At 63.0% G+C, this 26,416-nt stretch carries 30 protein-coding genes; 14 read left to right on the top strand and 16 right to left on the bottom strand.

Annotation, left to right across the window (positions count from 1 at the left end):
• The 6 genes from fabI to AC0L2J_RS05780 form a co-directional block, all read right to left on the bottom strand.
• The gene (fabI, locus tag AC0L2J_RS05805) at window positions 1–789 is read right to left on the bottom strand and encodes an enoyl-ACP reductase FabI (protein WP_473387785.1); all 789 of its coding nucleotides are present in this window, start codon (window positions 787–789) and stop codon (window positions 1–3) included.
• On the bottom strand, window positions 786–2,000 hold the full coding sequence (locus AC0L2J_RS05800; protein WP_473387783.1) for an acetate/propionate family kinase: 1,215 nt from the start codon (window positions 1,998–2,000) through the stop codon (window positions 786–788). Before AC0L2J_RS05800 ends, fabI begins: the two co-directional genes overlap by 4 nt.
• Before the next feature lie 5 nt (window positions 2,001–2,005).
• The gene (locus tag AC0L2J_RS05795) at window positions 2,006–2,968 is read right to left on the bottom strand and encodes a phosphate acetyltransferase (RefSeq protein WP_007609988.1); all 963 of its coding nucleotides are present in this window, start codon (window positions 2,966–2,968) and stop codon (window positions 2,006–2,008) included.
• A gap of 22 nt (window positions 2,969–2,990) precedes the next feature.
• Complete coding sequence (locus AC0L2J_RS05790; protein ID WP_473387781.1) at window positions 2,991–5,213, bottom strand: DUF3141 domain-containing protein; 2,223 nt, start codon at window positions 5,211–5,213, stop codon at window positions 2,991–2,993.
• Window positions 5,214–5,283: 70 nt separating this feature from the next.
• Complete coding sequence (locus tag AC0L2J_RS05785; protein ID WP_473387778.1) at window positions 5,284–6,372, bottom strand: AI-2E family transporter; 1,089 nt, start codon at window positions 6,370–6,372, stop codon at window positions 5,284–5,286.
• Between the two features lie 94 nt (window positions 6,373–6,466).
• Entirely contained in the window at window positions 6,467–7,312 is an 846-nt protein-coding gene (locus AC0L2J_RS05780) for a hypothetical protein (RefSeq protein ID WP_007609981.1), read from the bottom strand.
• Window positions 7,313–7,618: 306 nt separating this feature from the next.
• Here AC0L2J_RS05780 and AC0L2J_RS05775 point away from each other — a divergent pair, with 306 nt between their 5' ends.
• Complete coding sequence (locus AC0L2J_RS05775) at window positions 7,619–8,116, top strand: hypothetical protein (RefSeq protein WP_473250095.1); 498 nt, start codon at window positions 7,619–7,621, stop codon at window positions 8,114–8,116.
• 318 nt (window positions 8,117–8,434) lie between these two features.
• Here AC0L2J_RS05775 and AC0L2J_RS05770 read toward each other — a convergent pair whose 3' ends face one another.
• The 3 genes from AC0L2J_RS05770 to AC0L2J_RS05760 form a co-directional block, all read right to left on the bottom strand.
• Window positions 8,435–9,187 carry an outer membrane protein gene (locus tag AC0L2J_RS05770; protein ID WP_007609979.1) on the bottom strand — a complete coding sequence of 251 codons (753 nt, stop codon included), beginning with the start codon at window positions 9,185–9,187 and terminating at the stop codon, window positions 8,435–8,437.
• 175 nt (window positions 9,188–9,362) lie between these two features.
• A complete protein-coding gene (locus tag AC0L2J_RS05765; RefSeq protein WP_473387777.1) occupies window positions 9,363–9,638 on the bottom strand; it encodes a hypothetical protein in 276 nt (91 codons plus the stop codon).
• A 447-nt stretch (window positions 9,639–10,085) separates the two neighbouring features.
• On the bottom strand, window positions 10,086–10,520 hold the full coding sequence (locus AC0L2J_RS05760) for a hypothetical protein (protein ID WP_035974997.1): 435 nt from the start codon (window positions 10,518–10,520) through the stop codon (window positions 10,086–10,088).
• Between the two features lie 886 nt (window positions 10,521–11,406).
• Here AC0L2J_RS05760 and AC0L2J_RS05755 point away from each other — a divergent pair.
• The 9 genes from AC0L2J_RS05755 (at window position 11,407) to AC0L2J_RS05715 (ending at window position 18,216) form a co-directional block, all read left to right on the top strand.
• Window positions 11,407–11,733, top strand: coding sequence for a hypothetical protein (locus tag AC0L2J_RS05755; RefSeq protein ID WP_473387775.1), 327 nt, complete (start codon window positions 11,407–11,409; stop codon window positions 11,731–11,733).
• 89 nt (window positions 11,734–11,822) lie between these two features.
• The gene (locus AC0L2J_RS05750) at window positions 11,823–11,996 is read left to right on the top strand and encodes a hypothetical protein (RefSeq protein WP_007609968.1); all 174 of its coding nucleotides are present in this window, start codon (window positions 11,823–11,825) and stop codon (window positions 11,994–11,996) included.
• Window positions 11,997–12,161: 165 nt separating this feature from the next.
• Window positions 12,162–12,437 carry a hypothetical protein gene (locus AC0L2J_RS05745; RefSeq protein ID WP_007609967.1) on the top strand — a complete coding sequence of 92 codons (276 nt, stop codon included), beginning with the start codon at window positions 12,162–12,164 and terminating at the stop codon, window positions 12,435–12,437.
• A gap of 366 nt (window positions 12,438–12,803) precedes the next feature.
• Window positions 12,804–13,451 (top strand): hypothetical protein, encoded by a 648-nt coding sequence (locus AC0L2J_RS05740; protein WP_473387773.1) that lies wholly within the window; start codon window positions 12,804–12,806, stop codon window positions 13,449–13,451.
• Window positions 13,452–13,616: 165 nt separating this feature from the next.
• Complete coding sequence (locus tag AC0L2J_RS05735; RefSeq protein WP_007609965.1) at window positions 13,617–14,243, top strand: pilus assembly protein PilZ; 627 nt, start codon at window positions 13,617–13,619, stop codon at window positions 14,241–14,243.
• Between the two features lie 104 nt (window positions 14,244–14,347).
• A complete protein-coding gene (locus AC0L2J_RS05730; protein WP_473387770.1) occupies window positions 14,348–14,620 on the top strand; it encodes a hypothetical protein in 273 nt (90 codons plus the stop codon).
• A 581-nt stretch (window positions 14,621–15,201) separates the two neighbouring features.
• A complete protein-coding gene (locus tag AC0L2J_RS05725; protein ID WP_007609961.1) occupies window positions 15,202–16,242 on the top strand; it encodes a PrsW family glutamic-type intramembrane protease in 1,041 nt (346 codons plus the stop codon).
• A gap of 74 nt (window positions 16,243–16,316) precedes the next feature.
• Window positions 16,317–16,895: an HdeD family acid-resistance protein gene (locus tag AC0L2J_RS05720; RefSeq protein ID WP_007609955.1), complete on the top strand. Its 579-nt coding sequence runs from the start codon at window positions 16,317–16,319 to the stop codon at window positions 16,893–16,895.
• Window positions 16,896–17,130: 235 nt separating this feature from the next.
• Entirely contained in the window at window positions 17,131–18,216 is a 1,086-nt protein-coding gene (locus tag AC0L2J_RS05715; protein WP_473387767.1) for a 3-deoxy-7-phosphoheptulonate synthase, read from the top strand.
• Between the two features lie 54 nt (window positions 18,217–18,270).
• Here the strand turns inward: AC0L2J_RS05715 and AC0L2J_RS05710 are convergent, their stop codons facing one another.
• From AC0L2J_RS05710 to epmA, 3 genes are read right to left on the bottom strand one after another with little or no spacing between them, the layout of a single operon-like run.
• Entirely contained in the window at window positions 18,271–18,522 is a 252-nt protein-coding gene (locus AC0L2J_RS05710; protein ID WP_007609951.1) for a hypothetical protein, read from the bottom strand.
• A 43-nt stretch (window positions 18,523–18,565) separates the two neighbouring features.
• The gene (locus tag AC0L2J_RS05705; protein ID WP_473387764.1) at window positions 18,566–19,660 is read right to left on the bottom strand and encodes a lysine-2,3-aminomutase-like protein; all 1,095 of its coding nucleotides are present in this window, start codon (window positions 19,658–19,660) and stop codon (window positions 18,566–18,568) included.
• Window positions 19,657–20,721, bottom strand: a complete 1,065-nt coding sequence (gene epmA, locus AC0L2J_RS05700; RefSeq protein WP_473387762.1) for an EF-P lysine aminoacylase EpmA — start codon at window positions 20,719–20,721, stop codon at window positions 19,657–19,659. Before epmA ends, AC0L2J_RS05705 begins: the two co-directional genes overlap by 4 nt.
• 162 nt (window positions 20,722–20,883) lie before the next feature.
• Here epmA and efp point away from each other — a divergent pair, with 162 nt between their 5' ends.
• Genes efp through AC0L2J_RS05685 form a run of 3 tightly spaced genes read left to right on the top strand, consistent with a single transcriptional unit; the run spans window position 20,884 to window position 24,125 of the window.
• Window positions 20,884–21,450, top strand: coding sequence for an elongation factor P (gene efp, locus AC0L2J_RS05695; RefSeq protein ID WP_007609944.1), 567 nt, complete (start codon window positions 20,884–20,886; stop codon window positions 21,448–21,450).
• A 23-nt stretch (window positions 21,451–21,473) separates the two neighbouring features.
• Window positions 21,474–23,096, top strand: coding sequence for a M23 family metallopeptidase (locus tag AC0L2J_RS05690; protein ID WP_473387760.1), 1,623 nt, complete (start codon window positions 21,474–21,476; stop codon window positions 23,094–23,096).
• A 42-nt stretch (window positions 23,097–23,138) separates the two neighbouring features.
• Window positions 23,139–24,125 (top strand): DUF808 domain-containing protein, encoded by a 987-nt coding sequence (locus AC0L2J_RS05685; protein WP_473387758.1) that lies wholly within the window; start codon window positions 23,139–23,141, stop codon window positions 24,123–24,125.
• Between the two features lie 30 nt (window positions 24,126–24,155).
• Here AC0L2J_RS05685 and AC0L2J_RS05680 read toward each other — a convergent pair whose 3' ends face one another.
• Complete coding sequence (locus AC0L2J_RS05680) at window positions 24,156–24,659, bottom strand: cupin domain-containing protein (RefSeq protein ID WP_473387755.1); 504 nt, start codon at window positions 24,657–24,659, stop codon at window positions 24,156–24,158.
• A 23-nt stretch (window positions 24,660–24,682) separates the two neighbouring features.
• Window positions 24,683–25,162: a carboxymuconolactone decarboxylase family protein gene (locus AC0L2J_RS05675; protein WP_473387752.1), complete on the bottom strand. Its 480-nt coding sequence runs from the start codon at window positions 25,160–25,162 to the stop codon at window positions 24,683–24,685.
• Window positions 25,163–25,219: 57 nt separating this feature from the next.
• Between AC0L2J_RS05675 and AC0L2J_RS05670 the strand changes: the two genes are divergently transcribed.
• Window positions 25,220–25,738, top strand: coding sequence for a MarR family winged helix-turn-helix transcriptional regulator (locus AC0L2J_RS05670; RefSeq protein ID WP_371449355.1), 519 nt, complete (start codon window positions 25,220–25,222; stop codon window positions 25,736–25,738).
• A gap of 27 nt (window positions 25,739–25,765) precedes the next feature.
• Here the strand turns inward: AC0L2J_RS05670 and AC0L2J_RS05665 are convergent, their stop codons facing one another.
• Both AC0L2J_RS05665 and AC0L2J_RS05660 read right to left on the bottom strand, forming a co-directional pair.
• Window positions 25,766–25,930 (bottom strand): hypothetical protein, encoded by a 165-nt coding sequence (locus AC0L2J_RS05665; RefSeq protein WP_167552226.1) that lies wholly within the window; start codon window positions 25,928–25,930, stop codon window positions 25,766–25,768.
• Window positions 25,931–26,024: 94 nt separating this feature from the next.
• Window positions 26,025–26,276, bottom strand: coding sequence for a hypothetical protein (locus tag AC0L2J_RS05660; protein ID WP_473387750.1), 252 nt, complete (start codon window positions 26,274–26,276; stop codon window positions 26,025–26,027).
• Window positions 26,277–26,416: the final 140 nt, after the last annotated feature.

The following is a 26,416-nucleotide window of genomic DNA, read 5'->3' as shown; positions in this document are numbered from 1 at the left end:
TCAATCGATAATGTGATAACCGCCGTCGACGTAGAGAACGCTGCCCGTGATGAGCTTGGCGCCGTCGAGCGCCAGGAACGCAGTGGCGTTCCCGACATCGTCGATGCTGACGAGGCTGCGCGATGGTGCCTTCGATTGCGCCTTGTCCATCAGCTCGTCGAACTCGGGTATGCCCGAGGCGGCGCGCGTGGCCAGCGGTCCGGGCGAAATGGCGTGCACGCGGATACCCTTCGGGCCCAGCTCGGCGGCGATGTAGCGCACCGAAGCCTCAAGCGCAGCCTTGGCCACGCCCATGACGTTGTAGTTCTCAACCACCATCTGGCTGCCATAATAGGTCATGGTGAACATGGTGCCGCCGTTCTTCATCAGCGGCTCGGCCAGATGAGCCATGCGCATGAACGACCAGCAGGAGACCTCCATCGTCTTCAGGAACCCGTCGCGGCCGACGTCCACCACACGTCCGTGCAAGGCTTCCTTCGGTGAGAAGGCGATCGAATGCAGCAGGAAATCGAGTTGGCCCCAGTCCCTCTCGATCCGGGCAAACACGTCTTCAGTCTGCCCCTCCGTCATGACATCGAGGGGCATGAAAATAGACGCCTCGAGTGCCTGCGCAAGAGGCTCGACGTGCTTCTTCGCGCGCTCGTTCAGGTAGGTGACGGCGACATCAGCGCCGAGAGCGCGAAAGGCCTTGGCGCACCCCCATGCGATCGACTGGTCGTTGGCGATTCCTACGACGAGGCCTTTTTTCCCCTTCAGGGCAATCTTGGTATCAGGAAACACGGGAATCATGACGCCCTCTCCTGTCTGACGTTGGTGGTCGGCCGTTTCATCAGCAGCGATAGCGTATGTTGCGCGATCATCAATTCCTCGTCCGTCGGGACGACATACACCGGAATCAGGCTGTTTGAGCCCGATATCAGTCGCGAATGACGGGAATTTTCCGCCTGATCGAGGGTAACACCAAGCCATCTCAGTTGCTCGGCTATACGTGCACGGAGGGTGGCGGAGTTCTCGCCAATGCCAGCCGTGAAGACGAACGCATCAAGGCCTTGCAATGCTGCTGCGAGCATCCCGGCGTTGAGCGCGGATCGGTAGACGAAATAGTCGATCGCCAATTTGGCGTTGACATTGTCGCTGGCCTCGAGCTCGCGCATGTCGTTGCTGATGCCGGACAGTCCCTTCAGGCCGCAGTCGCGGTAAAGAAAATTCTGAACGTTGGATGCCGACATCCCTTTCTCCGAGATCAGGTAGAGCACGACGCCCGGATCTATCTGACCAGGGCGCGTTCCCATCGGGAGCCCGTCGAGAGCGGTGAAGCCCATCGTGCTGTCGATGCTTCGCCCACCGCTGAGCGCGCACATCGACGCGCCGCTCCCGAGATGAGCGACGATGACCCGTCCCTTCGCAATCTTCGGCGCGATCTTCGGCAAGGTCTTCGCGATGTATTCGTACGAGAGGCCGTGAAACCCGTAGCGACGCACGCCTTCGGCATGAAGCCCATACGGGATCGCATAATGGTCGGCGACCGCGCTATGCGTGCGGTGAAAGGCGGTGTCGAAACAGGCGACTTGCAGCAGCTCCGGGAAATTGGCCAGAATCGAGCGGATCGGCGCCAGATTGTGTGGCTGATGCAGCGGCGCCAGCGCGACAAACCGTTCCAGCCGGGTCACGACACCATGGTCGATCTGGATCGGACGGTCGTAGTCCGGCCCGCCGTGAACGACGCGGTGACCAACCGCGATAGGACGGATACAAAGCTCGTCCCGCAGCCACGCGCCGGCGATGTCCATTGCGGCCGGAACGTCCGGCACGGCATCGATCGGATAGGCGCGATCGGCGAGCGGATCACCCTCAGTGCCGCTCGCCCGCAAACGGGGACGGCTGCCGATGCCGTCGATCTGCCCCTTAAGCTGCTGCCGCAGCATTCCTTCGTTCTCGATAGAATAGATCCGGAACTTGACACTGGAGGAGCCGGCATTGACCACGAGGATGGTATCCATGGCGCTCACGCCGCGATCGTGGGAGCATGCTGGCGCCGTGCATGGGCATACAGGGCTGCAACCGCACAGGAGGCCATCCGTGCGCGCGGCGAATCCGCACGCGACGTCAGAACGACCGGCACCCGGGCTCCGAGCACGACGCCCGCGCCGTCAGCCTTGGCGAAATAAGCGAGATTCTTCGCCAGCATATTGCCGGATTCGAGGTCGGGAACCACCAGGATCTGCGCCCGGCCGGCGACTTCGGACTTAATCCCCTTGATCCGCGCCGCCTCTTCGTCGATGGCATTGTCGAACGCCAGCGGCCCATCAAGTATCCCGCCGGTGATCTGGCCCCGGTCCGCCATCTTGCAGAGTGCCGCAGCCTCGATCGTCGACGGAATCTTGGAAGTGACGATTTCGACCGCCGACAGAATCGCGACGCGCGGCGATTTCCCGAAGCCCGCTTGCACGTACAGATCGATTGCATTCTGGATGATGTCGCGTTTGGCATCGAGATCCGGGAAGATGTTGATGGCCGCATCCGTGACGAAGATGGTTTCGGCATAGGCCGGCACGTCCATGACGAAGACATGGCTGATGCGCCGGTCGGTGCGCAGGCCGCCGGCCTTGGCGGTGACGGCGCGCATCAGCTCGTCCGTGTGCAGGCTGCCCTTCATCAGCAGCTCCCCCTTGCCTGCGTGGATCAGCTCGACACCCCGAGCGGCCGATGCTTCGCTATGCGCGGTATCGACGATCTCGAACGCGCCAACGTCAAGACCGTGCCTGGCGGCCGTATCCCGGATCTTCTTGTCGGGCCCGACCAGGATCGGCCGAATGATGCCGGCCTGTGCGCTCTCGACGGCGCCGCGCAGCGATGTCTCGTCGCAGGGATGCACGACGACGGTTGGGGTCGGCGGCACCGCCCTCGCCGCGGCGATCAGGCGGTCGTACTTGCTCGCGGGCTGTGTCTGCGTGGCATCGGCTGACATGTGGCCGTCCTTCCAACGAGTATTACGACGCCTTCGCCTTGGCATCGAAAGGGGCGATATTCGACGCTCTCCCCGGCTGTTCACCAGCCTCAAGGCCAAACAATGCCGCGATCTGCTGCAGGCGAATTGCGCGCTCGCCCGTGATTTCCTCGCTGGCGGACAGCACCTCGCTGATCGCGGCGAAGACCTCGCGGCGTTGATCGACGTGGTCAGGCAACAGCTTCGGGATCGCGGCCAAGGCGGCCTCGCGATCGATCAGCAGCATGAAGAACTGTTCGCGCACCAGCGTCTTGAACTCGGGCAGAGTCAATCGCGCTCCGGCGTAGTCGCGGCGAACCAGACGCAACGCCTCGATGCTCCGCTCGTCGACCATTCCTCTCGCCGAACCGACATACAGCAGGGCACGAAGCGCCGATTCGCGCAGCCCTCCTTTTTCCATCGAGGACCTGAGTTCAGCGGCCCGCTTATCGAGCACGGCACGATGCTCGGCGGGCATCTCGCGCGGGCGCGAGGGTTCGGCTTTCGGATCTACACCAAGCGCGGTCTGGAGCGCAGGCGAGCCGTAGATATTGAGGAAGATCGCCTCACTCATTGCTTCCTGCGAATCGCGCCAGCTGTCGAGCACATGAACGATCTGCTTGGAGAGCTGCTCCTGGAACGCCAGGAACGGATTATCCTTCGAAACTGGCTTGCGGTTCTCTTCCACTCCTTCCGCGACTGACTTCACCGCGCTCATCCACGGATTTTGACTGCTGAACGCCTCATACTGCGTCCGCAACGGATGAAGATTGCGCATCAAGTCCGCCGTCTGCGGCGCAACCATGCCCCTAATCCACGGCTGCACGAATTTGCGATAAGCCGCAAGATTGAGCTCGGAGACCCGCTTGGCCGCGGCGAAGCGCCGCTCGTCCTCGGGCGAATTGCCGCCCATGGCGCGGATGTCGTCGAGCGTCCGGGCCTCGCAGCGCATCACCCATTGTCCGGCTGCGAGATCAGCATGCGTGGTGTCGGCGCCCTTGGCTTCGAAGGTCGCCTCATAGAGTCCGGGCGGCAGCACATCGATCAGATCGATATTGCTGGAGAATTCGGCATGCTCCTTCTTGGCGACGCCCCCGGAGACGAAGATGCCGAGATGACCGACGCTTTCGTGAACTGTGTAAACGATCGTCTGCCCATACGCCCTGATGTCGTCGACGTCGGTGTAGCAATCGAGGATCCAGTCCAACGCCTGCTGCGGCGGCGTGACGTTATCGCCCTTCGAGCAGAACACCACGATGGGCGACCTGATGTTGCGCAAGTCGACCTGCTCGCCGTCAGACATCTTGATGTTGCCGGAGGCAAGGTTGTTGCCGACAAAGAGCTCATCGACGATGAACTGGATCTCCTCGGCGTTAAGGTTGACGTGTCCACCCCACCAGCGTTCGAAGTCGAGGTAACGCTCGGCTTCGGTGTCGATTTTCGAATAGACGTTATACTGCTTTGTCCAGAGCGTGTTCGAAGGATTCTGGCCCTCGAAGTTCTGCACCAGCCAGGCGCCGTCGAACTTGCCGGCGCCGAGGTCGCTGACAAGGGCCGTCAGCCAGCTTCCGCCCAGCAAGCCGCCCGAATAGCGCATTGGATACTTGCCATGCACGCCCGCCCAGTACGCGAGCGGTGCACCGGCAATGATCAGCGGCCCGAACAGTTCAGGCCGCAGAGATGCCAGAATCATGACTGCCCAGCCGGCCTGGCAATTACCGATCACGCAGGGCTTGCCGTCGGCGTCCGGATGGCGGCTGATGACCTCCTCGACGAACCTGGCTTCGGCGCGAGCGATGCGCTCGATCGTCTGTCCCGGCATTGGCTCCGGCAGGAAACCGACGAAGTAGCAGGGGTGCCCCGCCTTCATGGCGACGCCGATCTCGCTGTCGGCCTTGAATCCGCCGATGCCCGGCCCGTGTCCGGCGCGCGGATCGATCACGATGAACGGCCGCCGCGCAGGATCAATCTCCACGCCTGCTGGCGGGATGATGCGGACAAGCGCGTAGTTGACGGGTTCGTTCAGCTGGCGGCCATCGATGATCAACTCGGCCGCGTATTGCAAGACGTGAGGAGCGGTCTGAGCGACGTGCTCTCGATACTGATCACCGCGCCGGCGCATCACATCAAGGAACAGAATGCTCCGTTGTCCTGCATCCACCATGTATTCGACCGCCGAGGCGACGAACCCGGACATCGGGCCACCGGGCAATACAGACATTTCCATCCACGTTCTCCGGCCTTATCGTCGTGTCGATCCATCCAAAGCCCGCTGTACTTGGCGGCGTTGATATAGGTCAACGCTTGGCCGCCAGCTGCACCGGCGCAGCACCTTCCGTCCGGATCCAGGCCACTGTGAGCTCCCAGACAACAGATAGAATGATTGGTCCGATGAAGAGACCGAGTATGCCGTGGAAGAGAGTACCCCCGATCACTCCGATCAGAATGACGAGCGCCGGCGTGGTCAGCCCGCGCCCCATGACAAGCGGCTTCAGGACGTTGTCGAGTACGGCGACGGCCACAAGGAACAACGTCAGCAGCAGTGCGATGGAGAATTCCTTGTCGGTCCATATCCAGATGATGACTGGCAGGATCACGATCGTACCGCCGATCTGCACGATGGACAGCAACAGCACCACAAACGCCAGAAGCCCCGCGCTGGCAATGCCGGCCAGCTTGAATCCGATGCCGGCCAGCAAGGCTTGAATGACCGCGACACCGATTACACCTTGAGCCACCGCGCGGATGGTGGCGCCCGCCAAGTCCAGAAAATGCTCGCTCTGGTCCGGCACGATGCGTGACAGAAAGCCGCGCCCCGCCGCCACGAGCTGAGGTCCATAGGGAAACAGCACCCCGGCCACAGCTACCGACAGCAGAAACTTGACCGTTCCCACGCCGGCATTGCCGGCAAAGCCAAGCAGGGTGGCCGCGAATGGCTTCAGATAGGGCAGCACTGGGCGCAAGAGCGACCGGAGATTGGTCGTCGCCTGGTCCCAGAGATCGAACAGTTGAGGCCCGACGATGGGCCAGTGCTTGAGAGACTGCGGCGGGGATGGAACATGCAGTTCACCAGCCGTCATTTGGGCTGCGAGATCGGTGATGCCGTCGACCGCTCCGATGCCCAGCCACGTCGCGGGCCCGATCACGACCGCGAGATTGACGAGCGTGAGGATCGTCGCTGCAAGCTTCGGTCGTCCTCCGAGAATGTCACTGAGGCGCCGAAACACCGGGTTCAGCGCAGCGGCGAGCACGACACTCCAGGCCAATATGGGCACGAATGGGCGGACCAGGAGGAGCGCCCAGATGAGCAACAGCCCCAGCAATCCCAGCCGGATCAAAAGCTGGATGATCTCGTCTCCGGAGAATATCTGGCGGAGTGTTTTCACGGACTCGCCTTCAGCTCATGCTGCGCATGCTGAAGCGAGTTAGCCAGTCCCCTCGCTCAGCTGGCTTGATCCAGATCAACGAGCGCGCGCTCTTCTAGGGCTGCGGTCCGGATAGGTTCAGCTCACGCTCGGCCCGAAACACGTTGCCGTACAGACTCGCGATCCACTGCCGGCCGCGCGAGGTCACATTGAGATAACGTATCGCCTGCTGGATCTGAGGAGCGACGTTGCCCCAATAGAATTGAGGATATTTGTAGACGATATCCGCCGGCGTCGCGTAGCCCAACGTCTTGTTGAGACCGATCTCCTCGAACTCGTAGAACAGCGCGTTCGACTTCTTCAGATAGTTGGGATCGCCGAGCTGACCGATGAGATCGGCGGCCCGCAACAGCAATCCCTCCTCTTCGATGAGGCTGTCATTCGAAGACATCGCGTAAGGAAACCGGGTATATTCGATCGCCCGGGAAACCCGGTCGGCATCCAGCAGCTCAACGGAATCCAGCCGCTCCAGCACGAACAGTTTCGACCGATCGACATGGTATGGCGCGAGAGCTGCATCGGACGATCCTCGCGGCAGACGAACCGTTCTGCCGGTGACGTCCGCGATGAACAGATCATCCTCATCGCCCTGAACGACGCCGCGGACGTATCCGATGTCGTGGGTAAGGCACGCCAGAATGAAATTCGCATAGTCGTTTGCCGTCGTGGGCCGGAGCAGCGCGCGCCCCGTTAGGATATCGTGCCCGGCAAGGGTCACGAGCAACGTATGCTCGATGTTATGATAGAGAGCATCGCTGTTGCCGATGCACTCCATCGTGAGCTTGGCTGCAAACGGAAGCAGTTCGGTCAGGCCGGCATGGGAGGCGCCGAACCGGTCCTTGGTTTCCGTCGTCAGAAACGCGCCCAGAGCTTGCGACACCAGTTCCGGAACTGTGATCATCAGGTCTCTCCGCTATGGTATTGTCGACGATGCAGATCAAGCCGTTGCGATTAATGTTCGCGATATTCGCAGGTTCTTCAAGCCCGCCGCGCTCTGCGACCTAAGGACGATCCATCGGGTGCCGCACCTCGGGCAAGCGGACCCGTGATCGGCCGGAGCCGCTCACGGCCTCCAAGCTCGCTCGTTGATTCAAATCAAGGCCAAGCCGGTAACGACCGCAAACATTTCATGTGCACGGTCGTGCCGCCGGCGTGACGGAATTCTTCTCTCGCCGGTCAGTCGAGATTTAAACCAGTGGAGGATATAATGAGTTTCATCAAAGGAGCATTTGCAGCAATTCTTAGTGTCGCGACCACCATGATTTTTGTGGCCGGAAGCGAAGCAGCGCCCTTGCCGACCAACGTCGGCGCCATGAGAGCCACGCTCGATAATGACGTGGTGAAGGTGCGCTACGGAGGCTGGGGTTATCGCGGCGGATGGGGCGGAGGCTACCGCGGAGCGGGATTGGGCTATCGTGGTTTGGGATATCGCGGCGTCGGATATGGCTACAGAGGTTACGGATATAGAGGCTACCGCGGCTGGGGCTCCGGTGCAGTGATCGCGGGCGCTGTGGTCGGCGGCGCGATCGCAAGTTCCGGCTACTATGGTGCATATCCCTCCTACGGCGGCGGATACTCCTCTTACGGGGGAGGATACGGCTATGAAAATTGTCCGCCCAGTGCCTACAGCGCCTACGGTAGCTATGGCGGTTATGGCGGTTATGGCGGCTACTACGCGAGGCGGAGCTACTATTCCGGCTGGTAGATCTGCGTCGGATTCTCCTGAGCACGCGCTCTTGGTGCCCGGGCTCGTCTTCGCGAGCCCTGAAAGCGCCAACGCCGTCGCGTATACTGCCAAAACGTGAACTACCCCACGCATTGCGTCGCAAGACCGGGCGTGGTCCTGGGAGTGCGTCCCGTCGCGCGCGCTGCCGCACGAGAAGCGGTGCGGCCCGGCACTCCGGCCAACCGCGGCGGTCCGGTCGATCGCGCCGGCAGACGCTGACTGGCTTGCGCGATAAGACCACAAAAATGAGGGCCGACATGACTGCCGGCCCCCTGAAGACGTCAGACTCTGGAGAGCTCAGTACCTCGCGACGACCGGGTTGGCCCCACCGAAGCGGTAATTGAAGCGCACGGTGAGCATATCCACGTCCTGGGTGATCCGGTCGTTCACGAAAGCAGCAAGTCGCGGATCAGCGACCGTGAACGAATTATTCCGGTGCCCCATGAACAGATGGTCGTATTCGAGACCCACCGACCAGTTCGGGGTGAAGCCATACTCGAATCCGACACCGATGACACCACCCCAGCGGGTTGCGCTTTGCGCCGCGAGCTCGGCGCCGGTCGCAGTATCAAGCACGCTGAGACGATTGTCTGTTACCGCAGCGCCGCCCTTCACGTAGAACAGTGACGCATTCCAGGCGTAGCCGATCTGGCCGGTGAAGAGGCCGATGGCGCTCGTTTTGGCGCGCGTGGAGAGCGTCGGATCGAACAGGCTGACGCGCTGGTTGCTGAGATCCGCCCAATCGCCCTGAGCCTCCAGACCAAACACCCACTGGCTGGCCTGCCAGCGATAACCGAGCTGGCCACCGATAACGCCACCGGATCGATCGCGGCAGCCGGAGGCGACGGCGACGCCAGCCGCGTCAAGGAAATCGACGCAGTTGTGGTTCTGCGCCCAGCCACCGTTGCCGCCGATGTAGAACCCCGTCCAATTGTAGATCGGAATGATCGGTGCCGGTGGCGGCGCCTTCACGGCCATATCGGCAGCCATGGCGGGTCCCATGGCCAGCGCCACCAAACCAATTGTTGTCAGCAGAAGTCTTTTCATCATGCTCTCTCCTTGCCGGCCGCTTTTTAATTGCTCGAACGGCGGCTTGTTGCACTGCAATCGTCCCCCAACTTCCAGCTGAAACTCTACGGGCGAGGGCACAAACTCCACGTGCCAAAATGGCAACACTCAAGACATTTCGAACGCAACATCGGCATGATGCACCAAGACATGCGGGTTATTTCTCCGGGTCGCGCTTGGCATCGTGGCCGGCAATCTCGTCGCGTTGGTCTTGCTCTATCCAGGACGGAATGTCGCTCGAGGGAATCAGCCGTCGCGGCAAAAAGGGATTGAGCGTGCCAGCAAACACGATCAATCCTTCATTGAACTTCTCTCGCGCGAAAGCCCGCGCCTCGGCTTCGCTCTCGAACGTGCGTGTCTCCCGTGGACTTCGCCGCTTCGGCAAGGTCCCACGCTTCTGCACCTCGAATGTTATGTACCAGGTCTGCGGCATCCGCCAGCTTCCGGATCGCGATCAAGCAGACATCTGCCGGCGAACGATGATGGGTGAGATCATGTCGGCGTCCTAGTTGCGCCGCTCTTCACGGCGCTCCGTGCGCCCGGTACGCCTTTCCTGGCGGCGTTCAGTCCGGCCCGTGCGCCGTTCCTGACGCCGCTCGTGGCGGGCTCCCCGCCTCTCCTGGCGTCGCTCCATTCCGATCGTCTGAGCCGGCACTTCTGTTGCTAACAGCACCGTGCCGGATGCGGCCAATCCGAGTACAGCGGCCCATCCGAGCAATGAAAGAGCCCCGCGACGATCGATTCGTTTAAACCTTGACGTTTCACTCATGTCAGTTACTCCCGATCTTGAAGGACGTTTGATGGGCAATGCCTCGACGTTCACTCGTTGATAGGATCAATGGCGAGCGCCCCACTCCGAAGATGCGACCATCGGAGACGCTCACCAAACCTGGTTGCCAAACCAGCCGTACTGCGGCGGCCGCGCGACGAGCCGGATCTTCTTTTCGATGTGCCTCCTCGCACTTTTGTTTTGACGCTGCGGCTTCACATCAGCCTTTGTCGGCGGACGCGCTGGCGGTCGTTCGGCATCGGGTGCTACTAGCTGAGCAAAGGCCTCGCGAACACGAATCTGTGGGAGGTCGGCGCCCGGCAGGGCACCAAGCTCGGCCTTGGCGATGTCGGTTGCGACAATCGTCGGCAGGCTAGTGTCGAGAATGACCCGCTCGGGCAATTTTCGATCGGAATGGATGCGGATGGGGGCGGAGCGCGCAGCTCCACCGTGGATGGCAGGCCGATCCGGCACCAGGGCGTCCACAACGAAGAGCATCGCGAGCAACGTACCGCCGACATAGAACACATACCGCGAGATGGGCATTGTCGGCGCCATTGCCGCCGCAGATCTTCGTCTGGCAAGCAACGGGCCACGGCGGCAAGATTGGCGAAGAAATGCAACCTGCATGGGCATGGCTGCCTAAATCGAGCGGCCGTTGCTTCCGCCGCGGCGCGCCCCTGGTGGACCACTTGCTGATGCATGGGCGGCGCTTCACTGGTAAGCGCACGCACGGCTGCAGCAGGCTAATGTTCACCGCGTTCAAATGCTGCGGCGCTTGAGCCAGATCAACGAATTGAATTTTCGCAGCACCGCCTCGCGCAATATCGCACGGCTCGGTCAGTGGCTGTGACATGACCCTTGGTACAATGACCGGATGGGCAATTGCGGAGATGTTGCACGCAACGCAGAATTCTCACCGCGTACATCGAGCTTCTGGCAGGGAGGGCCGATGATGAGTCAATTCGAGCTGAGTTCGCGCGCAGTACTTTGTCGGAAACTTGCAAGGCAGGATCCGGCAAACCAAACGGTCTGGATGGCCGAGGCAAGAAGCTGGTCACGCTTGGCGGCCGATAGGCTTCATGATGAACACCGATCGAAAGGTGGCATCACCGCCCGCTTGTTCTTCGCGTTCACCAAATTGATCGAGGCGCAACACGAGCCCACGAACGAAACGGCAGAGATGATGAAGAGCAGATCAAGAGGCGTCATGCCGGCTCGGAGCTTGTCGCCGACTGCATGACGCATTCCAGCGAGAAGCGTTCGCACGATCGGACGTCAGAACGTCGTCATCCAGATTCACTTAACTTGATTCGAACTTGACCCGGCAAAGTCGAAGACGAAGTGGATGCGATTTGTTTGCCCTTGATCTAAAGCTGCCCTGGTACTGCGTTGGTGTTGTGACGCTGGAGTTCATTTTTGGAGAAGGTCCATGAAATCAACGAGCGCAAGGAAGATTGCCGTCGCCGCCCTCGTATGCGGAACGACGTTGGCCATCGGCTGGAACGACCAAGACGGAATTTCGCTGGGGCTCGACAAGGCGCAGGCGGCGACGAGGTTGTACGTCACTCCCTATTATCGTGGACACTACTACACTGACGAGAGCCTGCCCTGGTACGCCGTGCGAGCCTATTACTCCGGCGGGCCATGGAGCTACGGCTATAGCGGCTGGACCGAGTATGCGGCGCGCAACGGCATCGGGTGCGTCCCAGGCTCGCTGGTGAAGGGCGGTGATGGCATCATGTATGTGTGCCAATAGACTGATAATGGCGCGATGGGCGGCGCTCATTAAGCCGCCTCTCGCGCTAATCTGCGCTCAGGAGATCGACGGCTGAGGGGGAGAATACCATGACCTATGTTCTGGTCGTCATCAGCTGGCTCGGCGTCGCGAATGGCGCCGTCATATCGACACAAGAGTTTTCAAGCGCAGAGCGTTGCGAAGCGGCCCGGACGGCGCTGATGGAATACGCGAAAGCGCGCAGCAGCGACGAGACGCTGAGACCGCTCTGCGTGCAGAAGTAAAGAGTCGAAGAAGCTCTCGCTCCGCCCATTCTGCAGGAAGCGTCTTCGCGTGTTGCTCGCGCTTACCAGCTGCATCGTTTTCTTGCGATTCCTTGACCTTGATCAATGGTCCGAGCAGCGAACCGTGGAGCGATCGAAATTCACTCTCACAGGACGGAGACCATCATGAAGCGTGGCTTGCTCACAAAATTATCACTCGCAGGTGCCGTGATCGCCCTCGGAGTGTCCGGCTCAATCGGCTGGTCGGCCGACGAAGGGCTTTCACTCTCGCTCGGCCGGGCAGAAGCACGGGTCGGACGCCCCTTGACACCCGTGTCGGTAGCCGGCGTTGCACGCCGCACCACCAGGCGTGCGGTCGTAGGCGGCGCGGCAGTCGGTGCGGCCGCGGTCGGCACGGCATGTGTCCGCGTTCTCGTCAATGGCAGCTACGTCTGCCGCTGATTGCGGGGGTCACCGGCTCTCAGTACCGCATCCTGCGGGATGAACTCCTTGCAGGATGCCACGGCCCTCCCTTGCCAGAGCGCCGGTGAGCTTGCCAGAACGCGCTGGAGTTACTGCTGGTCGTGGGTGTGTGGAAACTGCCGAAAACAGGAGCCGCCGAGGACCAACCATTCGTCTTACATTGCGTCCGGCCCAATATGCGCTCGGTCGACGTAAGTACTTGATTCCAGCCACTCAATTTTCGTGCGACGGCGCTAGGGAGCGCCATCATCCAGCCGTTGATGACACGGCGAAATCTGCCGCTCCGCATGAACCTCCCCGCCCCTCGCCGCCGACCAATGTCCTGTTGGAACCGGATGCAGGCCCATGGCGCAGTATAAATCTCCCTCGGACGACCAGGCCGGGATCGCCTCGCCGGCGCCGCCGCCATGGATCCACCGCTCGGCAGCCTACGCGCCGGAACGGCGCGCCAGAATGCTGGAACACATGGCGCGCGCCAGATCGCGGCCTCGGGCCACGGCTGTGTCGGAGCCGTTGCATACGGCCGGCACGACCGTCGTCAGTGACGCTTTCGGCTACGCCGTCCTGTTCGGCATCATCGCGCTGCTGTTTCAGTCGCGCGTCCCTCTCTATCTCGGCGCCTTCCTCTTCTTCAGCGATGGCGAGCGCATCGAACTCGCTCTTGGAAAGATCGGCATCCGTCTCGAGCCTGGCACGGTCGGGCCCGAAATCATCAAGGGCTTCGTATCCCTGTTCGGATGGTTCGCGCTGCTGGCATCGATGAAAGCGTCCGTCCCCGCGTGGCTCGCGGCATGGATGCTGCCGGACGCATCATGGTCCTTCCTCGCCGGAATCGCTCTTCTGCTCGCCATCGTCGAAGCATTTGCGACGCGCGCGATGCGGCATGCATTGCCGTGGTTCGGACTTGAGAGCAGACCGGACAGCCTGGCCTGCGCGACAATCAAGCTCGTCCTGGCCATCGGCGTGCTCGCCCTGCTGGCGCTGCTCGGATGACGCGATCGTGAGGTCACGTGCCTCATAATTGCGGCGCTATGCCGCCCGTCCCGGTCCGCGCATTTACCAAGAATTTACCCCTGCTCGTGAGTGCCGGTATCATTTGCTTAGAATTTGCTTGCTACCGTGGAACTACGGAAACACTCCGAAACACGATTGGCGCCCATGTCCGTCGCAGAGTTCCTCAGACAGCGTGCCGTGCAAGTCACCGTGAGCGGCAGCTACTCGTTGCCGCGCTGGTACGATTGCGAGGGTAAGCTCCGAACCTTCGCCTGCCGCACCAGCCGCGTGTCGCCGTTCCGGATGATGGTCGACGTTCCCGTGGTCGGAAAGGTCGGCGAGCGCGTGACCTCCTACTTCCAGGATTTCGGCGAATTCCAGTGCACCATCAGCGCGACGCTGAAATTGGGCTTCCTGATGGAGCTCGAGATGACGCGGGCCCGGCGCGCCTGGATGTCGGAAAAGCTGACCTGGCTCGAGAAGAAGCAGAAGGACGCCAGCGTTCAGGAGCTGCGGCGTGACGCCCGCTTCGTTCCGCAGGTCGCGCACACCTTCCTGACGCTCGCCGACGGCAGCACCCATGCCTGCTTCATCATCGACGTCTCCACGGCCGGTGTCGCGATATCCTGCGAATACGATCCGCCAGTGGGAACTCCGCTTGCGGTCGGCGCTTGCGTCGGGCGCGTGATCCGCAAATTCGAAAACGGCTTTGCGGTCAAATTCGCCGAAAAGCAGTCGCGGGACGACGTCGTCCGGCTGATCGTCCGCTCACCCATGCTGCAATCGGCCTGATCCTCCGGCCGCGCCGCCCTATCGCAGCCCTATTTCGAGATAAGCTTTTGAAGGTCCGCGCCTCGTGCCGGGCATTATCTGCAGACTTGCGATCGGGGGACCGAATGGCAGTCGACAAGGTCACAGTCGATAAGATCAGAGTCGACAAGATCACCTGGGACAGGGTCGGCCGGGTCACCGAGCCCGGACGCTACATGTACACCTTCGGCTGGCTCACCATCACCGCCGGCGATCTCGATATCTGGAAGCAATACCCGCAGGCCGCGTTCACGCTGATGGCGCAGCATTCCGAGCCGGACGCGTCCATCGGCGACGAATTCCATCTCGGCGCCTTCGACGTCGCGCCCGACGCGCCGCCGCCGTTCACCACGCATTGAGACAGTCAAAAGCGGGTTTGGGATCGGCAGCCGTTGCAGATGGCGCAAGCCGCGGCAGACGCGTGCGGGAACGCATGGCATGGGCGTTGCTTTATCATTGCCATGACTCACATCCCTGCCGCCGACCAGGCCTTCCTGCTGTTGCTCATCGTGCTCTGCCTCGGCACGTGCCTTATCCGCGCCTTCTGGGAGGTGGAGCAAGTCCGGGCCCGCCGGACCGCGTCGCCCTCCCGCGCGACCGGGCGTGACTAGGCCGGTCCGCCAGGCCATGCGTTGCCCGGACGGGGCAATCCCGGCTCTGGACTTGCCGCGGCGACACGTGCATCGTGAATCGAAGAAACCTGCGCATTGCCTTGATCTGACTTGCCAATCGCGATCCGATGACGGGCCCGCGACCGTTGTCATGGGAGACGAGGTGGTTCTGTCATGCGATTGATTGCGCTCCATATTCGACACCCCGGCGACCATCTTGATGAACGCAGGCTGTCACGCTTGTTAAGAGACCCGACAGCGAGCGCATGACACAAGGTCGCATCAGGGAATGTAGATAAGCGGATCAAGGGAACCTATTTTCGGCGCCGATGTACCTGATCGAAGCGTTACCCACCGTCATCGGAACGGCCGCCATCGCCCCGGCGCTGCTGATGCTGTGGCTTGTCATTGCCGCCGAGGAACGCCCGGGACCGCCGGCCCAGGTCTGGACCGCGTTCCTGCTCGGCGCGGCCAGCATTTCGCTGCTGGGCTTGGCCCGCGCCCCTTTCGCCAAGATGGTCGCGGCCCCGGATAACCCGTGGGCGGCGCTGGCCATGCATTCGATCTTCGGCGTCGCGCTGCCGGAGGAAGCGGTCAAGGTGATCGCCATCGTGCTGGTCGCCTCGACCAAGCGGCGGACCTTCGCCAATCCGATGGACAGCGTGGTCTATGGCGCCGCGGTCGGCCTCGGCTTCGCCGCCTACGAGAACCTCGCCTATCTCGTCCAGCATGCCGAGATGTGGCGTTCGCTGGCCGCCTTGCGCAGCGTGCTGACGGTGCCGTTCCACGGCGCGCTCGGCATCATCGCCGGCGCCTATCTAACCATCGCGCGCGCTGGCACGGCGCTGGGTGCGAACCGCCATCATCGCGACTGGGCCCGTCTCTCCAGCCGCCTGCTGATCTTCGCAGGCCCGCTCGCCTTGCATTCGGCCTTCGACTTCCCCCTGCTCACACTCCAGCGCATGCCGGATCTCGATCCGACGCTGCGGATGTGGTTGGGCGGCGCGAGCCTGCTGATCGGCTTCAGCTCGATCGCCTTCGCCATCCGACTGGTACGGCGCGTCGCGCGCCATCACGCCCCCCGGACCGACGTCGCGCGGGAGCGCCTCAGCCAGCTCCGCCGGATGTGGGCGCTGCTGCTTGCCGGTGGCGGCGTCGGCTTTCTCGGTCTTGCCTTCGTGTTGACCTCGATCCATCACTGGCTCATCAATCCCGAGCGCAATCTGACGCTGGCCCTGATCCCGATCGGCCTGGTCTCGATCCTGCTCGGCCTCGCACTTCTGATCGTCACGACCGCGATCTATGTTCTCGGCCGCAACCGCATCCGCACCAGCGGCGAAGGTTTTTCGTCGGCGCACGGCGGCGGCTGAACCGCGGGATGGCAAGCGCGGTGCGCACGTACTAGACTAGATCGAGCACACACCTCTCGATCCGGAGCCTGCCCATGACATCGCCTGAGGATCTTTCCCGGCTGCAATCCGCCATGAGCCGGACGGTCAAGGCACATTGGAAGGCCTTCCTGTTCGAAGGGATCCTGCTTGCGGTGCTCGGCGTTGCCGCGCTGATCCTGCCGCCGCTCGCAAGCCTTGCGATTGCGATCTTCCTCGGCTGGATGTTCCTGATCAGTGGCATCGGCGGATTGATCGCGACCTATTGGGCGCGCAGCACGCCGGGCTTCTGGTGGTCGCTGATCTCGGCCGCGCTTGCCGTGCTCGCAGGCATGCTGCTGCTGGCGCGGCCGATGCAGGCCGTGCTGACGCTGACCATCGTGCTCGGCGCCTATTTCCTCGCCGAGGGCGTCGCCACCATCATGTACGCGCTGGAGCATCGCCGCGAGCCGGGCGGCCGCTGGTCGTGGCTCCTGATCTCGGGCCTCGTCGACATCGCGATCTCGTTCATGGTGATCACGGGATTGCCGAGCTCGGCGGAATGGGCGATCGGCATCCTCGTCGGCATCAACCTGCTGTTCGGCGGCGCCACGCTGATCGGCATGGCGCTGGCGGCACGCAAAAGCAACAGTTGAGGCGCCGCTTGGCCGTCACCCTCCATTGGGGGGTGACAAGCCGCCGATCGCGCGCTATATGACTGGCCATGATCACCCTGGTCACCAGCTATTTTTGGTACTTTAGCTACGACAGCTCGCTGGCGGCAGGAGGATCGCGCTCAATCTGAAACATTGCAGCAAACGTCCGAACAAGCCGCCAGACCTGGCGGCTTTTTTATTGGCCGGCAGGGTCTCAACATGACAGGAGCCCGCCGTGCTGAGCACGACCGACGATCTTCGTATCCGCGAACTGAAAGAGCTGAGCACGCCCGAAGAGGTGATGCGGGAAGTCCCGCGCACGCTCACCGCGACGCGCGTGGTGATGGCCGCACGCAACGCCATCCATGCGATCCTCAATGGCCAGGACGACCGGCTTCTGGTCGTCGTCGGCCCCTGCTCGGTGCATGATCCCAGGGCTGCGCTCGAATACGCCGAGCGCCTCGCGAGCTTGCGCGAAGAGCTTGCCGACCAACTCGAAATCGTGATGCGGGTCTATTTCGAGAAGCCGCGCACCACGGTCGGCTGGAAGGGCCTGATCAACGATCCCGATCTGGACGGCAGCTTCGACATCAACAAGGGCCTGCGGCTGGCGCGCAACGTGCTCTCGGCGGTGAATAATCTCGGCCTGCCCGCCGGCACCGAATTTCTCGACATGACGACGCCGCAATACATTGCGGACCTCGTGTCCTGGGCCGCGATCGGCGCGCGCACGACCGAAAGCCAGATTCATCGCGAGCTGGCCTCGGGGCTGTCCTGCCCGGTCGGGTTCAAGAACGGTACCGACGGCAACGTGCGCATCGCGGCGGACGCGGTGAAGTCGGCCTCGAATCCGCATCATTTCATGGCGGTGACCAAGCTCGGCCGCTCCGCAATCGCCTCGACCGCGGGCAACGAGGATTGTCACATCATCCTGCGCGGCGGCAGCACTCCGAATTACGATGCGGCAAGCGTCGCAGCGGCCTGCAACGATCTGGCAAAAGCGAGCGTCGCACCGCTCGTGATGGTCGATGCGAGCCACGCCAATTCGTGCAAGAAGCCGGAAAACCAGCCGCTCGTGACGGCCGACATCGCCGGGCAGATTTCCGGTGGCGAGAACCGCATCATGGGGGTGATGGTCGAGAGCAATCTCGTCGCCGGACGCCAGGACGTGGTGACGGGAAAGCCGCTCATCTATGGCCAGAGCATCACGGACGGATGCATCGACTGGGCGACCACGGCAACCGTGCTCAAGCAGCTCGCTGACGCGGTCGAGATCCGGCGCAACACCAAGCGCGCAGGGCTGCACGAGCGCTCCGCCTGACCGAACGATTGCGGGCGGGGTGAGGCTGTCGCACCCTGCCCGCTGCTCCGGCGCCTAGCAGCCGCGGCAGATGCTCTTGATCTTCTTGTCGAGCGCCTGATTTTCCTTGCTGAGGGGATCGTTCGGGTCGCTCAGGTTCTTCTCGTTCGGCACGTCGCCGACGCGCGGCTGGCGATGGCCCACGGGTGCAGGCGGCAAAGAACCCGCCGATTGCCCCGAGGACGTCGATCCCTTGCTTCCCGTCTGCGCGAAGCCGGCGCTGCCGAACACCGTCAGAAGCGACAGTGCCAAAATGATGCTTCTCATTTTACCTCTCCATTCCTCGAGCCAGCATCTCCATCACGACCATTCAGGTCTCGGGCGGATAGAGGTGAACGTCGCCACAATAATCGACGATACGATAGCGCGTTTCTTGATCTGCATCACGCGCATCGGGTGCGGTATTTTGCATCGGCAACACGTAATTCGGCCCCACCGGCGACTTGCCGGCGCCGCCGGGAATGTCGATGACGTAGTCGGGCTGACACAGTCCCGACACCCGTCCGCGCAGCTGCCGCATCAAATTCTGCCCCTCGGCGAGTGTCGTTCGCAGATGCGCCGTGCCGGGCGCGAGATCGCCGTGATGCAGATAATAGGGCTTGATCCGGCATTCGACGAAAGCTCTCATCAAATCCGACAGGGCGGTCGCGTTGTCATTGACGCCGCGCAAAAGCACGGACTGGCTCACCATGGGAATCCCGGCATCGACCAGCCGCGCGCAGGCGGCACGCGCCGGCCCCGTCAGTTCGCGCGCATGGTTGGCATGCAGCGCTACCCAGGTGGTGGCGCCTTCGGCCTTCAGGGCAGCGACCATCTCGTCGCTGATGCGCGCGGGCTCGGCCACCGGCACGCGAGTGTGAAGGCGGATGATCTTCACGTGATCGATGCCGGCCAGATCGGCTATGATCTCGCTCATCCGCCGCGGCGACAGCATCAGGGGATCGCCCCCGGTCAGGATCACCTCCCAGATATCACCGTGCGAGCGGATGTAGTCAATCGCCGCGCGATAGGCGCCATCCGAGAGCGCGTTCTCCTTGCCGGGGCCAACCATCTCGCGGCGGAAGCAGAAGCGGCAATAGACCGCGCAGACGTGGACGAGCTTGAACAGCACGCGGTCGGGATAGCGATGCACGATCCCGGGAACCGGCGAGTGTGGATGATCGCCGATCGGATCTGCGTTCTCGCCCGGCTGCATCTCCAGCTCCGCGGCAGTCGGAACGAATTGCCGCGCGATGGGATCGTCGGGATCGGACCTGTCGATCAGATCGACCAGCGCAGGCGTGATCGCAACCGCATAGCGTGCGGCAACGCGATCCAGCACCGGCAGCGCTGTGGCGGGCGCCAGCTGCTCGGCCACAAGTTCGGCCGGATCGCGCAATGTGCGTGCAAGATTGCTCTTCGTCATGTCTCGCTAAACGTTTCATTTGCAGGCGGCGTCCAGACCACCTGATCAATTCGCGACGCGCCGCTCGCCAGCATCACCAGCCGGTCGAAGCCGAGCGCGACGCCGCTTGCCTCCGGCATCGCCGCGACCGCGGCCAGAAAGTCCTCGTCCAGCGGATAGGCTTCGCCGTAGCGGCGCTGCTTCTCCGCCATGGATTGCGTGAAGCGCTTGCGCTGCTCCTCGGCGTCGGTCAGTTCGCCAAAGCCGTTGGCGAGTTCGACACCGCAGGCATAGACCTCGAACCGCTCGGCAACGCGGGGATCGCCCGCCTTCACGCGCGCCAGTGCCGCCTCTGGAGATGGGTATTCGAACAGAATGGTCAAACGCCCCAGCCCCAGATGCGGCTCGACATGCTCGACCAGAACCTTGCTGAAGATGTCGGACCATGTGTCGTCCTCGGCCACGCGGACCTTGCCGGCAGCCGCCCGGGCGAGCCCGGCGCGGTCGCCCTCCCCGCCGGAAATGGTCGCAAGCAGGTCGATCCTCGCAAACTGCTCGAAGGCGCCGGCCACCGTCACTAGCTCCGGCTCGGCGAAGGGATCGGCGGTCCGGCCGCGGAAGGCGAAGGCGCCGATACCGGTCGCCTGGGCCGCGCGGGCGATGAGGACGACGCAGTCAGCCATGATGGCGTCATAGGGGGCGTCTGCCCGGTACCATTCCAGCATGGTGAATTCGGGCAAATGGAGGTCGCCGCGCTCACGGTCACGGAACACCCGGGCGAACTCGAAAATCCGGGTCTCCCCGGCCGCCAGCAGCTTCTTGCAGGCGAATTCCGGCGACGTCCGCAAATATCGGCTCACACGGCTGCCGTCGGGTCGCATGATCTCCGTCCGGGGGGCGTGCAGGTGGGTCTCATTGCCGGGGGAGACCTCGAGAACGGAGGTTTCGACCTCGACGAAGCCCTGCTCGGCGAAAAATCCCCGTAGAGCCCCGGTGATGGCTCCCCTGGCCTGCAGGAAGGGCCGGCGGTCGACATGCCGCGAGGGGGACCAGAACGGCGACATCGGCTTGTCCCCAGCCATTAACCGGCCGTCCCGCAGGCCAGCAAAATGCTGGCATCCAACGGCAAAACCAGTATGTTGCGGCCCGAAACGGGTGCCGCGGTCTGATTTGGGGCCCCAGGTCCCCCATCAATTTGACCACGTCCTGGCCCGAGCCGGGCCAAGCAAGCAGGAAATAAAGCTTTGAGAGTCATCGCCAGTTCTATTCGCAAGGGCAACGTGATCGAGCAAGACGGCAAGCTATATGTCGTCGTGACCGCCGAGAACATCCATCCCGGCAAGGGCACCCCGGTCAGCCAGATCGAAATGCGCCGAATCTCGGACGGGGTAAAGATCTCCGAGCGCTACAAGACCACCGACCAGGTCGAGAAAGCCACGATCGAAGAGCGCAACTACACCTTCCTGTATGAAGATGGTGACGGCTATCACTTCATGAACCCGGAGACCTATGACCAGGTCCAGGTGTCCAAGGACGTGATCGGCGATGCGGCGGCCTATCTCCAGGAGAGCATGACGGTCAAGCTGTCGCTGCACGGCTCCAATCCGGTATCGATCGCCCTGCCGCAGCGCGTGACGCTGGAAGTGGTCGAGACCGAGCCCGTGACCAAGGGCCAGACCGCCTCCTCGTCCTACAAGCCCGCCGTGCTCTCGAACGGCGTGCGCACCACGGTGCCGCCGCACATCGCCGTCGGCACCCGAATCGTCGTGATGACCGAAGACGGCTCCTACTCCGAGCGCGCCAAGGACTGACGGGGCCAAAGCGAGCGCAACAGGTGCCGCCGGGGGGCGAGACAGTGGTTGGGAAAGGTTTCCGCTTCGTCTCGCAACTTCTGGCGTCGCTTTCGCTCCTCATTGCCTCTCCGCTGGCTGCGGATGAATTCCGCAGCCCCTCGCTCACGGCCCTGCGCGCCGATTGGCGCGCGGCGCTCGACCAGCTCCGCAGCGAAATCAACGCCCATCCCCGGGCCGCGGACGATTTCATCTTCGCGCCCCGTCGTTCGGTGCCGCGCTACGATCCGCGCGCGATGCCGGCGCTGGTGCAGCTCAACGCGATCTCCTCGCAATTCTTCACCGGCATCGCCCGCAGCTCCGTACCCGTGCTGCTGCCGTTCGACGCGGCCGCTTATTTCGAAGCACGGCGCAATGGCGCGCCGGCGACACTCGCGCTGTCGCGCTACCAGGCCGACTTCAATTCCGTCGATATGTTCGACGCCGGTCCGGCCGGCTACAGCGCGACCTTTTCGTTCGAGCCTGGCGCCGGCGACGGCATGCCGGGCCGCGTGTTCGCAAGGCCGGTCGAGGTGCAGATCACGGGTTCGGCGCTCGTCTATGACATTGCCGATCCCTCGGGCGGCAAGGGCGAGCCGGTCAAACCGCTCGCGGCGCTCTACCCGGACCTGCGCAAGTTCATCCGGGAAGGCTATGTGCGCTACGCTTTCACCCGTTTCGGCGTCGCCTATGTGGTGTCGATCCAATGCCTCGACAGCGTCGCCAAGCCGCGGCGGCTTGCCTGCAAGGAGGCCTATCCGGTCGCCGAACGCTTCGTGAAGGCGCTGCGCGTGGCCGGCGGCCAGCGCATGCGGCCGCTGACAGACGTTGCTTCCAACATTCTCGATCGTCCCGCGGTACGTTCCCCGGACTTCAGCTACCGGCCGAGCGGCGACATCATCCCGAACACCGGCTATCGCAAGCAGGGCGGCCATCCCGACGTGATGGCCTACGCACAGATCCGGTTTCCTCTCGAGAAGGCGCCCGCGTTCATACACTCGCAATCCTATGCCAAGCGCGACAAGATGGAGAGCACGACCGCTTACCCATGGCGCGACAATTTCTGCGAATCTCGCAGTTTCGAGGTCTGGCAATGCAGCGGCGGTTATGGCCATCAGGGTGAGGACATCCGCGCGGCCGAGTGCCCACCGCCCGGTGAAGGCCGCCAAGCTTGCGATCCCAAGCAGCGCGCCGTTGTCGCCGTGCGCGATGCCAGGGTCATACGCGCTTCCAAGGACCAGGCCGTGACGCTGCAAATCAACAGCCGGACCGAGCACATCCGTTTCCGCTACATGCATATGAACCCGCAGGCGCTAAACGCCGATGGCCTGCTCAATGGCCGCATCGTATCGGAGGGCGAGAAGATCGGCATGGTCTCGAATTATCTCGACCATCCCGCCGGCACCTCGATGCACCTGCATTTCGACGTGCAAGTGTTTACCCGCGACGGCTGGATCTGGGTCAGTCCTTACGTCACGCTGGTCTCGGCGTACGAGCGCCTCATCCGCGCCCGCGGCCGCGAGGTCGGCCCGGAGATCGCCGGCACGCCGCAGCCCGTGGCGCATGCGCTGCCGGAGGACGTGCTCAAGCCGGACTTTCGCGAGGGATCGGGCGGCGAGGAGAATTGACGCTGCTCGTCCTCATGCCGGGCGGTCGAAGGAACAGTGTTGATGAGTGCCGGACTGATTGGTCTTCTCGATGATATCGCGGCGATTGCAAAGGTGGCGGCAGCCTCGCTCGACGATGTCGCGGGCCAGACGGCCAAGGCGGGAGTAAAGGCGGCTGGCGTGGTCATCGATGATGCAGCCGTCACGCCGAACTACGTGATCGGCTTTGCCTCGAAACGCGAACTGCCGATCGTGGGTAAGATTGCGGTTGGGTCACTCCGCAACAAATTGCTGATCCTGCTGCCCATCGCCCTGTTGCTTGGTTATTTCCTTCCCGCCGCGGTTACGCCGCTGCTCATGCTGGGCGGAGCCTTCCTGTGCTATGAGGGCACCGAGAAGGTGCTCGAAGCCGTGATGCCGCATCATGCGCACGACCACGAAACTCAGCGCCAGCCAGCGGCGTCGAATGCGCGGTCACTTGAGGACGAGAAGGTCGCAAGCGCCATCAAGACGGATTTCATCCTATCGGCGGAGATCATGGCGATCACGCTGGCAGCCGTCCCGGCAGGCAGCATCTGGACCCAGGCACTCGTGCTGGCGCTCGTCGCCATTTTCATCACGGTTGGTGTCTACGGCGTGGTCGCCCTGATCGTGAAGGCGGACGATGTCGGCCTGGCCCTTGCGCGATATGACGGCGCCTCGGTCATTGGCGGCGCGATCCGCTTGCTTGGACGTGCGCTCGTCCGCGGCATGCCTGCCTTCCTGGCGGTGCTGAGCACCATCGGCACCGCCGCCATGATCTGGGTCGGCGGCGGCATCATCCTGCACGGCATCGAACAATATGGCCCACCGATGGTCGGCCATACGGTCCATGCCGCGACCGAGGCTGCCGCGCGCCTCCTGCCCTCCATCGCCGGCATCGTCGAATGGTCGGTCGAGGCAGCCATCTCAGGCGTCGTTGGGCTCCTTGTCGGCGCGGTTGCGATACCCGCCGTCGCATACGGTCTTTCACCGCTATGGAAACGTGTGAAGCGATCGCAGCCTACGTGAACAACGGCGACTTCGGATTGCGAGCGCGAGCTACTCCAGCAGCGTCGTCAGCTGCGCGCCCTCGTCCGCCACGAACACGGCGATCAATTCAGCCGGCTCCGTGGTGCTGGCATTGGCCGAGACCAGATGCATCGAGCCGGGCGGCTCGAAGAAGGACTGGCCGACGCCGAACGTCTCAACCGGACCGCCGCCGAGCTGGGAGCGGATCTCGCCCTTGGTGATGTAGGCGGTGACGGATCCCGCGTGACGATGCGGCCGCGAGAACCCGCCGGGGCCGTAGAACACGCGCACGATGGTGACGCGCTTGCCCGGCACGTTCGGCAGCGCGTAGGAGCCGATCGGCTCGACCTTGTCGAGCGGCGAGCTTTCGGCGGCGGTGGCGCAGAGCGGCGAGAGTGTGCCGGATATGGCGTCCATCGTCACCGGCAGCGCTTTGCCGATCACAAGCGCGCAGGCGAGCCCGCCAACGACGGCGATCGCCATCGAGCGCGATGGCGCCGGGCGCGGTACGGTGGGAAAACTCATTGCTGTCATTCGTGATCTCCCCTTCGTTGCAATCAGGATGCCGCCGCATTCGCTGCGACCGGCCGCTTCGCCGGCGTCCAGCGAAACGCCGCACCAAAACGGTTCCAGACGTTGATCGAGGCGATCGCCGAGATCAGGTACGTCAGCTCCGTCTCGGAGAATTCACGGCTCACCTCGGCGTACACGTCTTCGCCGACTCCGTCGGGCAGGCAGGTCAGCGCCTCGGTCCAGGCCAGCGCGGCACGTTCGCGCGCAGAAAAGATCGGCGCCTCGCGCCAGACCACGACCAAATTGAGCTTGTCGACGGGAACGCCGATCCGCTCCGAAAGCAGGATGTGATGCTGCAGGCAGAAGGCGCAACCGTTGATCTGCGATGCCCGCAGCTTGACCAGTTCGAGAAGCTGCTTGTCGAGGCCGGCCTTGGCCGCGACCTGGCCGAGCGCCAGCACCAGCTCATACGCGTCGGGCGCGATCCTCTTGAAATCCTCGTATTCGCTGCGGGCGTGTGACATTGCCGTTCACCTCGTGGTATTGTAAGAGCACTGAGCTATTATAAGAGCCCTTACATCATGCGCAAGCCGGCCGACATCACGAGATCGCAACTCCGGCGGAAGGCCCCCACGGCTGCCTCAGCGGTGCGCGTGCCAGCCCCAGGGGAAGGCAAGCGCGGCGAGCAAGGCTATCTCGGCTATCTGCTGCGCCAGGCCCATGCCGCAGTCCGCCTGACGATGGAGCGGTTGCTGGCCGATCTCGGCGTCACCTCACCGCAATTCGCGGTGCTGACCATGCTCAATGCCTATCCGGGCCTCTCGGGCGCCGACGTTGCCCGCCTTACCTTCCTGACGCCCCAGACCGTCGGCGTCATCATCCGCAACCTCGAACGTGACGGTGCGATTCTGATGACGCCCCATCCGGTCCACGGCCGCATCCAGCAATGGACGCTGACGCCGCGCGGCGCGACGCTTTTGAAAGCGTGCCGGGAACGGGTGATTGCGTTGGAGAAGCGCCTTGCTGCCGGGCTCGATGCCAGGACCGAAGCAAGCATTCGCCGCTGGCTCGCAGGCATCGCGGCCGATTTACAGGACTAGGCGAATCGCGCTTGCCGCTGGCGGGATCTAGTCGCCGCCGCCGCCACCCTGGCCACCGTCCGAATCCGAGAAGTCACTGACGGCGCCGTCGCCTTGAATACCGCGCCCAAAGTTCTCCGCGAGGATCATCAGGATGACGACGAACAACCCGGCGCCGAAGGGCCAGGGATTGGCGCGGATGATGTCGAACAATTCCTGCATCCACGCATTGTGCGCAGACGGAAGCAAACCGACCGTAAAGTGACAGGCTCAAAATTGGGGATATCCGACCCGTTGCGGGCGCGCCCTACCCGCCCTTCAACACTTTCTTAACGTCGCCATCAGGCCAAGTCTCGCCCGCTGCGATCACCCGCACGCGGCTTTGATCGGCGTCGTTCACCAGCTCATGCGAGCTCACCTGGTCGCCGCTTCGCTCCAGGTGCAGATCGGTTTCGGGCTTCCAGCTCAGCGTGGTCGCGAGATCGCCGGGAAAGATCTGCCATTGCGAGCCGTCGTCGAGCTCGACGACATGGCTTTCCGCATGCGCGCGTATCTTCATTCCACCCCGAATTCTCGATGAACGGACTGCGTGCGACGGCGGGGGGGGGGGGGGGGGGGGGGGGCGCCCCCCCGCCCCGCGGGGGGGGGGGGGGGTGTGAATGATGGGGTGGGGGGGAGAAAATTTAAATATAATATAAA

Source organism: Bradyrhizobium sp. MV1.5 (assembly GCF_055807615.1).
This window is presented reverse-complemented; position numbering and strand designations above follow the sequence as displayed.